12 protein-coding genes, 4 pseudogenes and 1 other annotated feature are annotated in these 14,228 nt (G+C 63.3%); of the genes and pseudogenes, 6 read left to right on the top strand and 10 right to left on the bottom strand.

The features are described 5' to 3' along the window. Positions 1 to 118: 118 nt before the first annotated feature. The 3 genes from N7L95_RS28470 to N7L95_RS28460 are packed head-to-tail and all read left to right on the top strand — an operon-like array spanning position 119 to position 1,762. The gene (locus N7L95_RS28470; RefSeq protein ID WP_301261000.1) at positions 119 to 361 is read left to right on the top strand and encodes a hypothetical protein; all 243 of its coding nucleotides are present in this window, start codon (positions 119 to 121) and stop codon (positions 359 to 361) included. Beyond that, the gene (locus N7L95_RS28465) at positions 358 to 666 is read left to right on the top strand and encodes a hypothetical protein (RefSeq protein WP_301260999.1); all 309 of its coding nucleotides are present in this window, start codon (positions 358 to 360) and stop codon (positions 664 to 666) included. Before N7L95_RS28470 ends, N7L95_RS28465 begins: the two co-directional genes overlap by 4 nt. Before the next feature lie 22 nt (positions 667 to 688). Continuing rightward, positions 689 to 1,762, top strand: a complete 1,074-nt coding sequence (locus N7L95_RS28460) for a hypothetical protein (RefSeq protein ID WP_301260998.1) — start codon at positions 689 to 691, stop codon at positions 1,760 to 1,762. Positions 1,763 to 2,399: 637 nt separating this feature from the next. Here the strand turns inward: N7L95_RS28460 and N7L95_RS28455 are convergent. The 6 genes and pseudogenes from N7L95_RS28455 to tnpB form a co-directional block, all read right to left on the bottom strand. Beyond that, complete coding sequence (locus N7L95_RS28455; protein ID WP_301255661.1) at positions 2,400 to 3,470, bottom strand: IS481 family transposase; 1,071 nt, start codon at positions 3,468 to 3,470, stop codon at positions 2,400 to 2,402. A gap of 37 nt (positions 3,471 to 3,507) precedes the next feature. Beyond that, positions 3,508 to 4,638, bottom strand: a complete 1,131-nt coding sequence (locus tag N7L95_RS28450) for a hypothetical protein (RefSeq protein WP_301260997.1) — start codon at positions 4,636 to 4,638, stop codon at positions 3,508 to 3,510. 227 nt (positions 4,639 to 4,865) lie between these two features. Beyond that, positions 4,866 to 5,006, bottom strand: a pseudogene (locus N7L95_RS28445) (transposase domain-containing protein); the annotation flags it as partial. 7 nt (positions 5,007 to 5,013) lie between these two features. Continuing rightward, positions 5,014 to 5,412, bottom strand: coding sequence for an Imm7 family immunity protein (locus N7L95_RS28440; protein ID WP_301260995.1), 399 nt, complete (start codon positions 5,410 to 5,412; stop codon positions 5,014 to 5,016). Between the two features lie 147 nt (positions 5,413 to 5,559). Next, positions 5,560 to 7,100 (bottom strand): annotated as a pseudogene (tnpC, locus tag N7L95_RS28435) (IS66 family transposase). Between the two features lie 57 nt (positions 7,101 to 7,157). Next, positions 7,158 to 7,506: pseudogene (gene tnpB / locus N7L95_RS28430) on the bottom strand (IS66 family insertion sequence element accessory protein TnpB). Positions 7,507 to 7,703: 197 nt separating this feature from the next. On the opposite strand from tnpB, the gene N7L95_RS28425 reads away from it, so the two are divergent. Then, positions 7,704 to 8,929, top strand: a protein-coding gene (locus N7L95_RS28425; RefSeq protein ID WP_301260994.1) for an IS3 family transposase whose coding sequence is annotated in 2 segments (ribosomal slippage) — positions 7,704 to 7,992 and positions 7,992 to 8,929 — 1,227 coding nt in all. Because the reading frame shifts where the segments join, the coding sequence is not laid out codon by codon here. Continuing rightward, positions 7,982 to 8,098: a sequence feature (AL1L pseudoknot), on the top strand. (Overlaps the previous gene by 117 nt.) Positions 8,930 to 9,128: 199 nt before the next feature. Here the strand turns inward: N7L95_RS28425 and N7L95_RS28420 are convergent. From N7L95_RS28420 to N7L95_RS28405, 4 genes and pseudogenes are all read right to left on the bottom strand, one after another. Further along, positions 9,129 to 10,523 carry an IS4 family transposase gene (locus tag N7L95_RS28420; protein ID WP_301260993.1) on the bottom strand — a complete coding sequence of 465 codons (1,395 nt, stop codon included), beginning with the start codon at positions 10,521 to 10,523 and terminating at the stop codon, positions 9,129 to 9,131. 158 nt (positions 10,524 to 10,681) lie between these two features. Further along, the gene (locus N7L95_RS28415) at positions 10,682 to 11,053 is read right to left on the bottom strand and encodes a hypothetical protein (protein WP_301260992.1); all 372 of its coding nucleotides are present in this window, start codon (positions 11,051 to 11,053) and stop codon (positions 10,682 to 10,684) included. Positions 11,054 to 11,357: 304 nt separating this feature from the next. Next, a pseudogene (locus N7L95_RS28410) lies at positions 11,358 to 12,398 on the bottom strand (phage terminase large subunit family protein); the annotation flags it as partial. Further along, positions 12,398 to 12,919 (bottom strand): elements of external origin, encoded by a 522-nt coding sequence (locus N7L95_RS28405; protein ID WP_301260991.1) that lies wholly within the window; start codon positions 12,917 to 12,919, stop codon positions 12,398 to 12,400. The pseudogene N7L95_RS28410 and the gene N7L95_RS28405, both read right to left, overlap by 1 nt. A 127-nt stretch (positions 12,920 to 13,046) precedes the next feature. Here N7L95_RS28405 and N7L95_RS28400 point away from each other — a divergent pair, with 127 nt between their 5' ends. Beyond that, a complete protein-coding gene (locus N7L95_RS28400; protein WP_301260990.1) occupies positions 13,047 to 13,640 on the top strand; it encodes a DUF3489 domain-containing protein in 594 nt (197 codons plus the stop codon). Between the two features lie 146 nt (positions 13,641 to 13,786). Continuing rightward, positions 13,787 to 14,140 carry a hypothetical protein gene (locus tag N7L95_RS28395; protein WP_301260989.1) on the top strand — a complete coding sequence of 118 codons (354 nt, stop codon included), beginning with the start codon at positions 13,787 to 13,789 and terminating at the stop codon, positions 14,138 to 14,140. Positions 14,141 to 14,228: the final 88 nt, after the last annotated feature.

The raw sequence follows: 14,228 nt of genomic DNA, 5'->3' as shown, positions 1-14,228 counted from the left end.
CTAGCTTTAGTGTTGAAGTGCATGCGCCGGTCGACGGTGGCGGCGCGCTACGGACGACGGTGTGGCCCCGTTGCGCACAGATTGTGGTGAGACCGGGTAGCCTGGAGGGATGAACGACATGGACGAAGCAGTAAGGGCAAAGCTTGGCATCGACCCATCGCACAAGGTGGTGCGGGTTTCCGGTGAACGATCGGTGCGCAAGGGTCAAGACGCCGACATCGACGTCTTCGAGGTCTTCGACGCCGAAGGCAATTTGATGCGGAAGGTGGAGGTCACGGACTCCACGTCCATCCATCCGCCATTCACGCGAATCATCACCAGTCGGGATGTACCGGACTGGTCGGAAAGGATCAAACCGTGAGGGTCCAGAAGATCTGGGGCGCCGACATCTACAGGGATGGCGGTTCGTACGGGTTCTGTTTTGATTCCGACGACGGCCAGTGGTATGAGTTCTTCCTGAAGACGAGAGCGTTCGAGCCGGTCTCGCCGGAGAGCCACCAACCTCCTATCATCTACAGAAATGGCTGCAATAGCGGCGAAGTCGTGCTGAGGCTGTCCTGGGAGGAGGCGCAAGCGTTTGTCGCGCCATTGCGTTACGAGAACAGGCGCTTCATGGAGCTGATTGATATCGTCATGACGTCCGGCGGCACCGCGCGTCGACACTAGATCGGAAAGAGAGGGGAGGCCGGTGAACAAGCTCGTTCGCGTGAGAGCGACGTTATCTGCGGAAGACGCACTGCAGAAGGCGCTTCGTTGCATCCGCATTTCAGAGCAGTTCAGACATACTGCCTCCCGTGCTCTGGATGCGCGCCTGGCATTCCGTGGCGACGTTCCGGCTGGCATTCCGGCTGTCGTCTGCGCTGCCTTCGCCGTGGAACTTGCATTCAAAGGAATCCTTCTCCTTGAGCGCAATGAGCAGTGGGTTGGTCATGATCTGGACGCACTGTTTCGCGTCCTTTCTGCTGAGACGCAGCAGTCAGTCGAGGCGGCTGTCAAGGTGCCGGGCTACCCTCGTATACCGGGACGAACAATGCAGTTCAGCGAGGCACTACGCAACATCAAGACGCTATTCGAGGATTGGCGATATGCGTATGAGGCCTCGGATGACATGGCAGCGGATGTGACTTTCGTTCAGCAGGTTGCAGCTGCAGCACATCAGATTGCCGAGCGCCTGGAGAGTGCGAGATCCAGAGCCGTCTGCTCGGCAGCTGCCTCCGAAAAGACGAGAGACATCATGAACAAGGCGCTGGCGGACACTGGAATGAGCAAGCAAGCGGGTGCCGCCGGTATCAGGAAATTCGGCACAAGCAACGACTTTTCAGTGGCGATCGGCCGGACGACGGGGGCGCTTCGTACGGTAAAGTTGGTTGTCGCCGGAGAAGGGATCACGTCAGAAGACGACCAGGTCTACGTCCCGGCTTTCGTGCCCGCACTTGCCGCAACAATCCAGCGCCTGAAGAGTGAGCTGAACTTTCTGAAGCATGAGGAGCTGTTCGTCGGGCTTGACCTAGAAGACGCTGTCCGGCGGCTTGTCAACGGGGTAGACGCGGACATAGAGCGCGCATGCGGCGATCTGCGTGTGTTCGATTGGGGGCCTACAACGGACGACTATGTGTGCTTCCTGTTGCCCTTGAACGGCCGCTTGTACCTCGGATGCTATGCGGTTGAATCTGACCGGGTGCATGGCTGCCCCGTAGTGCCGTACGACCTTATCCAGACCCTCGAGGCCGCTCATCTTGAAATGTCATTGGGGATCGAATGATCGGAAAGGACGGTGTGCAGGTGACGGAAGTTGACCGCTACTGCTATCTCTGGGACGGCTCTCAGCCCGGGTGGGTTGTGAATCGCGTAAACCTGCACAGCCTGGAATTGACCCTGCACTTCCACGCGGGAGGACCAGACGCGAAACAGGTAGCAGCGATACGCGCCGCTGTCCCGGCATATGCCGAAGTGACTGCAACAACGGCACTCAACGAGCTTCGAGGCCGGGCATGTGTAAGCCTTGGAGAGTTCGACCAGCGCGAGGGGCGGCTCATTGCTGGAGCTTGCCGGAACGCCGGATTGATCGTAGAGGAGCGACCGCAGGACCGCTCAGGAGATCTCCTCGTTAACGAAGTGACGAAGCATGCGCTCCTCATCGAGGACGAGGTCCTAGGACAGAAGGTCGCAGCGGAAGCCCGACGGCGAGGCCTTCCAGTGCGGCACGTCGAAGCCTGAGCCATCGGAGAGGAATGATGGATCAGGCTGGTAGCACGCCGAGCCGTGGCAGCAACGGTCCACGGGGTGCCGGGCAGCTATGGAGCAGTTCCACTGCAGCGGCAACGCGCAAGGAACGCGACGGCCGCCAAGCCGGCCAGCATGAGCTGTCCTAGTCGAGACTTGATCTGACAGACAAGCCGTCAAGCGACGGCCGTATCGGCGTGAGGTGTCTGCTTGATCTGATCCAGCTGTTTATCGTACGCCAGCGTTGCACTCTCGATAAAGGTCTGCAGCGGCGTCTTACCGTAGCAGTACTTGCCCGAGTGCGTCCGCTCGGCGTTGTAGCTCTGCATCCACTCGTCAACGTCCACCTGCAGTTCGTCCAGCGAGTTGTACAGCTTGCGCCGGAAGGCGCTGGCGTAGAACTCGTTCTGGATGGTCTGATGGAAGCGCTCGCAGATCCCGTTGGTCTGAGGCCTCTTCGTGCGCGTGCGCGTGTGCTCGATGTTCTCCAGGTCCAGATACAGCGCGAACTCGTGCGTCTCCCGGTTGCCGCAGTACTCGCTGCCACGGTCGGTCAGGATGCGCAGCAGCGGCACCCCGTGTTCCTCGAAGAACGGCAGCACCCGGTCGTTGAGCATATCCGCCGCCGTGATCGCATGCTTGCGGTCGTAGAGTTTGACGAACGCGAGCTTGCTGTACGTGTCGATGAAGGTCTGCTGGTAGATGCGCCCTACGCCTTTGAGATTGCCCACGTAGTAGGTGTCCTGCGAGCCGAGGTAGCCCGGGTGCTCTGTCTCGATCTCGCCGTGCGCTTCCTTCTCCTGCTTGGCCTTCTCCAGCGCACGGACCTGATCCTCTGTGAGAATCACGCCCTCCTGCGCCACCTTGGCCGACAGCGCCTTCAGGCGCAGTTGGAAGGTCTGCAAGTCATGGCGCAGCCAGATCGTGCGCACGCCGGCGGGTGATACGCTGATGGCGCGCTTTCTCAACTCGTTGGCAACGCGCACCTGGCCGTATGCCGGCTGCTCCAGCGCGAAGTCGATCACCGCTCGCTCGATGATGGGGTCCGCCCGGTTCTTCAGGTTGGGCTTCTTGCGGGAGATCTCTGCGAGCGCCGTTTCTCCGCCCGTCTCGTACAGTTCCTTGAAGCGGTAGAAGCTGTCTCGGCTGAAACCCAGCACCTTGCATGCTTCTGATACGCTGCCCAGCGTCTGCGCCAGCTTCAATAGCCCGATCTTGTTGCGAATGATCTTCTGATCTTGTGTCATCTGACTTCCTTGAACGCCCTGTCGGGCAAGGGTAATGTCAGATCAAGTCGTAGCTATGACACATGAGCACATGGGTCTCTGGTTCGGGAACAGGTGAAAGAAGGAAGGCGCGAGTGTCGGCAGTGAACCTGTTCTCGGCGCTCCCCACGACCCATCCGCTGTCGTTGACATCTCGCGCGAACTCGAGCCGCCAACCAGCCTTCTTGAGGCTCTCGTCAAGAAAGTCGTTCAAGTCAATGATGGCTCCGCCCTGCCACATGACCGCATGAAAACCGTCGCGGTCGGTGCTGCTGGTGCCGACAATCTGACCGGCGTTGTTGATGCCGTAAGCAGTGCTGATGTTCGTTCCGCCCAGGGACCCGAGGTCGGTCGGCACGGTGCCATTCCATAGAGTCGCGTGGGAGGTCCAGTGGTCCGCCAGGATGCTGTTCCCGACGATTTGACCGGCCTCATTGATGCCAAACGCGCAGCCCCCACTGCCACCCAACGTTCCCAGGTGAGTGGCGGTGTTGCCAACCCATAAGGTAGCGGCAAGCCCAGGTTGCCCTGCCACGGTGCTGTACCCGACCACTTGACCGGCTTCGTTGATCGCGTGCGCCACGCCGGATGTCTCTCCCGTCGTGCCTAGAACCGTCAGTCCTCGGTGATCCCACATGGCGGGGCGTATGACGGCGCCGCTCCAGCTGTAGCCGACCACCTGGCCGGCGTCATTGATGTCCAGTGCGCTAGAGGCGCCTCTCAGGTTGAGCGATTGCAAACGAGTCGACGTTGAGCCATTCCATACGGTGGCGTAAGGACCTTCAAATCCGGCGACCTGGCCAGCGTCATTGATAGCGTCTGCGCCACTGTCGGACTGGCTCAAGGCAGTCGGGGTCATGCCATTCCACAAGGTTGCGTAACGGTTCAGATCCTCGCCCCAACTCGTTCCCACGACTTGGCCCGCGTTATTGATGCCGGCTGCAGCGCTTTCTACGGTCCGAGACAGTTTGCCAAGAAAGGTGACAGTCCCGGGCTGTGCAGTCGCCACGGTGCAGGTCGCCAAAAAGCCAACTGCCGACATCAGTAGCGTCACGAAACGGGCCCTTCGCCTCAGCTGTCTCGTGGAGCCACGATCGCGCTGCAGCGAGCGCCCGCGTACCGACCAATGGAGCCCGAAGAATGCTGTCATGTTCACTCCTTTTGGTCCGAGCGGCTCGACGGCGCGCCAAAAATGGCACCGTGGCACGCCTTGTCCCCCGCTGCAGGCAGTTCTCAGATCTGTAGTTCACTGCCACGTCCGCTGCCATCCGTGTTTCCTCGGCAACCGCGACTCAATGATTAGGGTCTTGTTCACCGACTCGGCAACGGAGCGAACGTAAGCGTACCCCTCTCACCGCGTTGACGGGTTTGTGAAGATCAGGCAGCCAAGCGCTGCTCGGTGATCGGAAGAGCGAGCTGCGGGGCGACGTACCAGGGCAGCAGCTCATCGATGCGGTTGACCGGATGGTCACCGATGCGTTCGAGCACGTGCCGCAAGTAGGCCTTCAACCCGAGCCCCGTGCCATTACGTCGCTTCTTCGTTGTCGCCAGGCAAGTTGCGGTCATAGGGATGTATCGGCTCAAGGTTGGGCACTATCGGTCCAAAGAATGGGTCTGGCAGTTGATCAACTCGACCGTTCATGATCCGGTGCACTCGGAAGACGTTGCCGGAACTCTCAGATTCTTCGTCGTCGTTGACATAGAAGAGCCCGTAGCTCCCTAGGCCGTGCTCCGCGATCCACTCAAGCATGACCCAGAAAGGCGACCCCCTGTGGTTCCGCGACAGGTACACCTGAAGCATCCCTTTGTGGTTGTTATGTTGCTCATGCAACGTCCACAGCAGCCAGGGGGAACTGTTCGCTGCCATCCACTCGCGGAAAGAGGCCCACAATTTTGCATCGGACTCAGCGATGGCTTTGTCCATGATGCTCGCGTCCGCGTCACTCGTCTGCGCATACGCACTACGGGAGGTACGGAGAACACACCAGCCGATACTAAAGATCATCGTGCAGCCTAACGTTGGACTTCAGCGGCCGCTGAAAGGTAAGCGTCGCCAGTCGACACCTTGTTTTCAGGCGGCCTGTAGTTCCTCAGCAGCGCCCGGCACCAGCCGGCCCGTCACGTTCCCCGGCAGCAGCTCCGCCACCCGATCCACGCGGTGTTCCGCAACGTGTTCCCGCACATGCGCGAGGTATGCCTGCGGGTAGAGGCCGTTCAGCTTGGCAGTGCCGATGAGACTATAAAGCGTCGCCGGCCGTTCGCCTCCTGCGTCGGAACCCGCGAATAACCAATTTCTCCTGCCAACGGCTACGGCACGGATCTCACGTTCGGCGGCGTTGTTGTCGATTTCTACGCGCCCGTACTCGGCGTAGCGCACGAGCGCAGGCCAGCGGCCCAGCGAGTAGCGAATTGCCTGGGCGAGTTCGGACTTCGACGAGGTGGCCGCCAGCACGCTGTCCATCCAGCTGCGCAGTGCCTGCAGCTTGGCACGGCGTGCTCCTTCCGCACCCGCCACCGCTCGTCAGGCGGCCGGCCCCGGACGTGACGCTCGTTCTCGTATAACTCGCCGATGCGCCGCAACGCCTCGTAGGCCTGCGGCGACTTCGTGGCCTGGTGCAGCTCGAAGAACTTGCGCCGCGCATGGGTCCAGCAGGCTGCTTCGACCACCCGGCCTTGCTCGTACAGCGCCTCGAAGCCGGCATAGCCGTCGGCCTGCAGGATGCCACCAAAGTGCTTCAGATGTTCCTGTGGCCGCTCGCACTTGCGGTCGGGCGAATACTGGAACCACACCGCCGGCGGCGCCTGGCTGCCCATTGGCCGCTCGTCTCGCACGTACGCGCACAGCCGCCCGGTCTTCGTGCGGCCCTTGCCCGGCGCGAGCACGGCGACCGGCGTGTCGTCCGCGTGCAGCTTCTCGGCGCTGAATATGTACTGCTGCAGCGCCTCCATCAACGGCTCTAGCAGGCGCGAGGCGCTGCCGACCCCTTCGGCCATCGTCGAGCCGCTCCAGCTCCCCCTCGCGAGCGTAGATCTCGCTCTGGCGGTACGGGGGCAGGTGGTCGGCGAACTTGCTGACCAGCACGTGTGCCAGCAGGTTCGGGCCCGCCAGGCCCCGAGCGATCGGGCGACTCGGCGCCACCATCTGGGTCAGGGTCTGGCAGCGCGGGCAGGAGTACTTCGGCCGCACATGCCGCACGACCTTGAAGCGCTGCGGCACCAGCTCCAGTACCTCGGCCACATCCTCGCCGACGTAGCGCAGCTCGCCGCCGCACTCGCTGCAGCTGCAGGCCGGCTCATGACGCACCGTCTCGCGCGGCAGGTGCGGCGGCAGCGGTTTGCATGCAGGGGGTGATGTGCGCGTGCCGTCGGGGCGGGGTTCGACGCGTTGCCATCTGGCAGTGCGCTGCATCGGATCTCGAGATCTTCGACAAGCAACTCCAGCTGCTCGATGTGCTCCAGGCGTTCGGAACTGGCGCCGAACTTGCCGCGCTTGAGCCGGGCAATCTCCAGCTTGAGCTTCTCGACTAGCAGACGCTCCAGCAGCAGCTCGCGCTCGCGTTGCGCGAGGCGGCCCTTAAGCGCTTCGTAGTCTTCGGCTGAGATCGCGGCCACGGGCTGTACTGTGCCAACGGCCCGGTCTACTCGCAACCGCGTTGACCGCCGGTTACCTCACACCGCCATCTCTGGCTGCCACGTGCGAACTGGCATCCGCCAGTCGATGCCTTCCAGCAGCATCGACAGCTGCGCTGGAGTAAGAGACACGGCACCGGAGGTGACCTGCGGCCAGACGAAGCGCCCGCGCTCCAAGCGCTTGCTCAACAGCAGCAGGCCCTGGCCATCGAACCACAGCACCTCGAGTACGTCGCCACGCTTGCCGCGGAAGACGAACACGTGACCGGAGTACGGGTTGTTGGCCAGTGCGGCCTGCACCAAGGGCGGCCAGCCCGTCGAAGCCCTTGCGCATGTCGGTGTGGCCGGCTGCGATCCACACCCGCGTGTTCGGCGGTAGGCCCAGCATCAGCGATGGACCTCGCTCACCGCCTTCAGCACCTCGCGCAGCGTGCCGACGTCGACGTGAGTCGGCACGATGATGCGGACGCTCTGGATCACGATCTCGATGGGGGAAGCCATCGGAGCCACCGTCAGGCTCGGTGCCCGATCGCACTGAATCGCCCCGGGATTTGTGGAGGCTCCAACTCTTGAGAAGATGGAGCCATGAAGAAGTCGAACAAGTTCTCACCTGAGGTTCGCGAGCGCGCAGTGCGGATGGTGCAGGAAGCGCGCGGGGAGTACCCGTCGCTATGGGGCGCAGTCGAATCGATCGCGCCGAAGATCGGCTGCGTGCCGCAGACGCTGCTGGATTGGGTCAAGCAGTCAGAGGTAGAGGCCGGTACGCGCGCGGGCACGACGACCGCGGAGGCGCAACGCGTGAGAGAGCTGGAGCGCGAGGTCAAGGAGCTGCGCCGGGCCAACGAGATCCTGAAGCTGGCCAGCGCGTTTTTCGCCCAGGCGGAGCTCGACCGCCGTACGAAGTCTTGAAGGCGTTCGTCGACGCGCATCGGAGTGACTTCGGGGTCGAGCCGATCTGCCGGGTGCTGCAGATCGCCCCGTCGGGATACCGACGCCATGCGATGCGCCGGCGCGAGCCGGGCCGCTGCTGCGCACGCACGCAGCGCGATGCGCAGTTGATGTCGGAGATCGATCGGGTCTGGCAAGCCAACCGGCAGGTCTACGGTGCCGACAAGGTCTGGCGCCAGCTCGGGCGTGAAGGCATGAAGGTGGCGCGCTGCACCGTCGAGCGCCTGATGCGCAGGCTGGGTCTTCGCGGCGTGATTCGAGGCAAGCGCGTTCGCACCACGGCGGCCGATGCCAAGGCGCCGTGCCCGTTCGACAAGGTCAACAGGGTGTTCCGGGCGGACCGGCCCAACCAGCTGTGGGTGAGCGACTTCACCTACGTGTCGACCTGGCAGGGCTTCGCCTACGTCGCCTTCGTCGTCGATGTCTTCGCACGGCGCATCGTGGGCTGGCGCGTGAGCCACTCGATGCGCACCGACTTCGTCCTGGATGCGCAGGAGCAGGCGCTGTATGCCCGCCAGCCCGAAGCCGAAGCGGGGCTGGTCTGCCACTCGGACAGGGGCTCGCAATACGTCAGCATTCGCTACACCGAGCGGCTTGCCGAGGCCGGGATCGAGCCCTCGGTTGGCAGCAAGGGCGACAGCTATGACAACGCCCTGGCCGAGACCATCAACGGGCTGTACAAGGCCGAGGTGATCCACCGGCGCACTTGGAAGACCCGCGAGGCCGTCGAGCTTGCCACGCTCGAATGGGTCGCCTGGTTCAACCATCATCGCTTGATGGCACCGCTGGGCTACATCCCGCCGGCCGAAGCCGAGGCAAACTACCATCGCCAACTCGCCGAGCGATCGGCCGTGACGGCGTGACCACTTAAACCAACCAGCCTCCACGAAACCCGGGGCGATTCAGGGGGTGGCGTCAAGCCAAAAAAGTGAAACGATGTCTGCGAATCCCACAATCGGCTGGAGATGTGTAGTAAGCGGGCGGCGAAGCTTGCTCTTACCCACATCTTTGAGGTCGAAGTGAATAGCCGAACCGGATATCAGCAAGTCGCGCCATTCCTCGCTAGATGACGGTATTGCCTGGTGGTGGATCTGAAGCGCGGGCCAAGTACCCGCCGAGTCGGGCCAACTGCATCAGGCAGGACGATAACGACTGTCTGCAAGGCGATGCTGCCGTACAGGAAGGTGGTCTGAGGCGGTCCAGCACCTCGACCTCTGCCTCTGTGAAGGCCATCCGGGGCGGGGCCTCGGGAGCGGCGCGATTCATCATCGTCAGCCAGAAGATGCGCCAGCCGAGGAGGCAGAACATGGCGATCAGATTGGTCAGGCGTTGGGCGGTACGCAGCTTGGAGTCTTCGGCTCGGCAACCGGACTTCAAGATCTTGTGATAGGTCTCGATCTTCCATCGCATGGCGTACCAGTCGAGCTTCTCGATAGCCTGCGCACGGGAGGTGACCGGCAGGTTGGTGATCAACTTCCAGTCAATCGGATCGGCATGCAGGGGCGCCTCTCGCTCCACGGCCTGCAGCACCGTGAGCATGAGTGGCGGGTAACGGCTTTGCTTGGCCCTCGGTGGCAGCAGACGCACGCGGCAGTACTTCAACTCCAGCAGCGCGCAGCGCTCCTGGCCCTGGCTATTGCGCACCTGGATGCGATGCAGGCCGCGGCAGCGAACCTCTCTGAGGTAGGTTGCCACGGTGTGGGTGCCGTCTCCGGCAAGCCGGTCGGCACAAGTTCGGAAGATGAAGTGGGTTTGAGCTTCATGAGCTTGGCAGAACAGCTCATAAATGTCGCTGCCGCGGTCGCCGATGTGCACGCAGCGTTCGGGCTGCTCGAACATCTCGCCGGACAGCCGCACGTTGTCCAGCCAGCACATACTCTCCTTCAACTCGATGGGCACCCGTGTCGGATTGATCGAGCGCTTGAGCGCGTTGGTGCCCTTGAACTTCGAGCGGCTCCAGAACTTCACGGCTGCCAAGCCCAACGGCAGCCCTTCGGTGGTGACGGCCAGGCTCGAATGCATGAGCAGCCCTCGAACCGTATGGTGCCGCACGCGGCCTTGCGAGTCCCACCCGGAATTGACCTTGCCCAACAGTCCCAGGGCGTGATCGCTGTCACGGTGATAGGCAAACTCCGTCGTGTCGTGCAACACCAGCACGGGCGCCTGACTCGCCGCAACAATCCGTTGGCGTGTCGCGCTGAAGTGCCCTGCCAAGATATCGGCCTCGTTGACCCGCTCGTTGCTGAGGAATCGATACGCCGCCTTGGTGTTGGCCCAGTCTTGGCATACCCAGGGAATGCTCTGGCCTGGCGCTTGGGCAAACCGCGCCAGCAACGCTCTCAGGCGTCGGCCCAGGCGGGCGTCCTGGAAAACGCTCTCGTCCAACTCCTGGTCGATCCAACTGTTCTGCCCCGTCTTGATCGCTTGACCTGCCCTTGTACCCTGCGAGTTTGCCATGGCAGCCTCCGGCCGTCCCGTACTGCCAAGTTGCGACACAGCGCCCAACTCACCGGAAAATCTCAGCAGCTCGGCGCCAACCGCTCATAGAAAAGGCGAAATTGTGGGTAAAAGCAAGGCGGCGAAGGCATCGTGACATACCCGCTGAAGGTGATTCGTCAGGACGCAACTTGTCGGAGGAGAGTTTGGAGCGCGGGCGGCACGTCGGCGCCGTGCACAAGCACTTGGTGCAAGGCGGACTTGTATATGTCCACGTAGTGGCCAACCGGCGTTCCCCACATAAGGCGATTTGCCTCTGTCTGAAGCGGCTGCTTCGGGTCTTCAAAGTGCATCAGCACCTCACCTGTTTGAAGTCCACAGGTCTCGCATCGGAATAGGTGCCGCTCGGGCATCTTCGCAACAAACGCGCGGCGCAGCGAGCGACACTGTTCAACGAGCTCTGACTGCAGCTCGTAGTCTCTCTTCGGCGCACAAAGATCGGCCACTTCTAGCAGGTCGGCAAACGACAGAAGTGCCACTTCCATAGACATATCGCGCTCTCCCAACAGTTGAGGGAATTCTGCCTCATGCACGTACGCGATTTGGAGCCCGGTGGCCGCGTATTCAGCTCCTGTTCCACGCGGCTATGACGGGGTGCGCTGCGCGGCACCGCGGGGCTGGATGATCGGTTCGGGCGTGAAGGCATTGTCGGCACGCGTCGGACTAAAGTGGTTGTGCACGCCGGCTCCCCCGCTGTTGCACCCCGGATGGGCAGCTCCCGCTGGATCAGGAGGCGCAGGAGTCGTCGGCCGCTCACCAAAAGGATCGGCGCAGATCGCAGGTACCCACAGCTCAGGTCTCGCCCAGCTCGGTGTTCTTGAAGGTCTTGATCGCCGCCGAGGAGCGGGACTCCTTGGCGGTCGCGCTGTCCCAGGCCGCGGCGATGTCCCGCCAGGAACGCCAGCCGATCGGGCTATAGAGCGACGACAGGTGAAAACCCGCCGTGCGCCGGACGCCACCGCTCACCGTCGGGCGCCATTGCCCGCGCTCCAGCATCCAAGTCTTGTGGTGCTCCGGGATGGGCTCCTCGCAGTCCTCGCAGACGTAGGTCGCTGTGTGGGGCTTTCCTTGCTCCCAGCGCAGCCGCTCGAAGCGCAGCCACTGGCTGTGTCCGCAGTGCGGGCAGGGCAGGAAGTAGCGGCGCTGGTCCGACGCTTCGTACTCGCGTTCGATCGTCGACGCCCCGGCGATGGTCGGCGTCGAGACGATGAGGATCTTGCGCCGCGCGAAGGTGCGCGTGCGGGCCTCGGCGAGTGAAATGGCGTCGCCTTCGCCCTCGACGTCCAGCGGGTAGCCGTCCACCTCGTCCAGGAACAGGTAGCGCACCGGCATCGAACGCAAGCCCACCGCGCTGTTGGCCCCGGTCATCACCAGCACGCCGCCGCGGAACTCCTTGGACAGGATGGTGTTGCCGGCGTCCCGGCTGCGGGCCGGCGCGATCAGCTCGGCCAGTGCAGGCGACTCCTCCACCAGCGGATCGATCCGCTGTTTGGAGTTGCGCTTGGCCATCTCCACCGTCGGCCAGACCGCCATCATGGGACCTGGCGCGTGGTGGATGACATAGCCAATGAAACAACTGCCTGCCTCCGTGAACCCGAGCTGCGCTCCCTTCATCACCACCACCCGCTCCACAGGTGAAGTCGGCGACAGGCAGTCGAGGATCTCCCGCAGGTATGGGGTGCGGGCGGTGCGCCAGCGTCCCGGCTCGGCGGATGCTTTGCTGGACAGCACTCGGTGTTTGTCAGCCCATTCTGAAACCGTCAGCAGTGGATCCGGCGTCAAGCCCTGCCGCCAGGCGCGTTCGATCTCGACCGCCCCTTCGTAGTTGAAGTCCATCATCCGTCCAGCCACGGCTCGACCTCGCCCAGCTCCTGCAGTTGCTCGCGCACGGCGCGCTCCAGCGCCACGTGCATCTCGTGCGGGTCCACGCCGAGCCGGGCCGCCAGCTCCGACGAGACCCGGCCGGGCCAGTTCAGCCAGGCATCGCGCTCCGCACGCGCCAGCTTGAAAACGTGGGCCAGCGCCTGCGAGCGGTCGACCAGCTCACCCTTCAGGCGGGCCAGCCGGACCTTGTTGGCTTGCGCTTTGACGACCTCGTTGACGGTGCGGGCCTGTAGCAGCGAGGTACCACCCGCTGACGCGCCGCCGCGCTCCACCAGGTCGCTTTGCACCCGAGGGGCTTGCTGCCGCGTGCCGACGCGCGGCTCCTCCGTGTTCTGCGCCCACTCGGCGTCAGCCTTCTCCGCATCGATGGTGCCGTCCGGCTGCGGTGTGATGCGGCCCGCTCGGATCGCCTTGTGGACCGCCGTGTCGCTGACGCCGCGGTGGCGCGCATAGGCCCGAATTGAAAGTCCCATCGTGCTCAGGCAGGACTGGGCCTGCGGAATCAACTCGCATCAACTCTTCCGTTGCTGCGTGGCCCGAGAAGAGCGTTCATAGCGGCGTCGCACAGCGACCGCCAACTAACCCAAAAGGATGAACAACATGACCGCAACGACCCTGACCGCCACCCAGCGCGAGACCCTGACCCACGCGGCCGAGCACAACGAAGGCCGCATCGAGTGGTTCCCCGCCAGCGTCAAGGGCGGCGCACGCGCCAAGGTGCTGCAAGGCCTGGAGGCCCGCGGCTGGGCCTATCACGACAGGGAGTGCCACGCTCTCACCGACGCCGGCTACCAGGTCATCGGCCAAGAGCGACACCAGCCGAAAGGCGAAGCGGTGGCCACCGATGAGGACACCTCACTCGAAGCCGACGTCGCGGCTGCGGAAGCCAGCTGGGCTGGCACTCAACCGGTGCCGGCACGCAAGACACGCGCACCCCGCGACGGCAGCAAGCAAGCGCAGGTCATTGCCTTGCTGCGCCGCCCCAGCGGCGCCACGGTGGCCGAGATCCAGGCGTTGACCGGCTGGCTGCCGCACACCGTGCGCGGCACCTTCTCCGGCAGCTTCCGCAAGCGCCTCGGTCTGCAGGTGGTTTCCGCTAAGGAAGACGGCGGCAAGCGCGTCTACCGCATCGTTGAAGCGGGCGATGGCGAGATGACTGGCAGCGGCGTCTTCGGTAGCGCTGAGCTGCGGTAACTCCCGGGTGGGCCGCTAAGCGGCCCATTTGCGAACACCGGCACATCTGCCAGTGACCCCTTGACGCCGGTACGCCCCTGGAGCGTTCATGCACGGCTGTGCCGGCCAGCTCGGTCTCGCGGCACGCCGACATTCAAGGAGAGACGATGACCCACACCGCAGTGAACGACCTCCAGCGCTACATCCTGGAGCATGCGATTGACCACACCGAAGGGCGGATCGAATCGCTGCCGCCCGGCTTTCCGGTGTCTGCACGAGATGCGCTGCTGCAGGACCTGTTCAACCTCGGCGTCGTCACCACCGATGGCGCGAGGTGGTTCGTCGCCGTGCTGGCTTATGACCTGCTCGGGCGGGAGCGACCAAGCAAGCCCGTCAGTGACCCGTTTGCCGAGGTCGAGCAGCTCCAGCAGATCGAGACGGTGCAACGGGCGCTGAACGCGGGCTGTCACACGGTGCACCAGCCACTGCCGAAGGGACCGTGGGCCCTGTACTCGGAGTGATCAAACGGTATCCATTTCGAGGAGCACCAGGACTTCACTTCTTCCACCGGCGGAGCGTTCATAGCGGTGTCGCAGCTTCGCGGCGCAT

It is taken from the genome of Eleftheria terrae (genome assembly GCF_030419005.1).
In the GTDB taxonomy this organism is placed as follows: domain Bacteria; phylum Pseudomonadota; class Gammaproteobacteria; order Burkholderiales; family Burkholderiaceae_C; genus Caldimonas; species Caldimonas terrae.
Note: the sequence above shows the minus strand (reverse complement) of the source record. Positions and strands in the feature narration are given on the sequence as shown.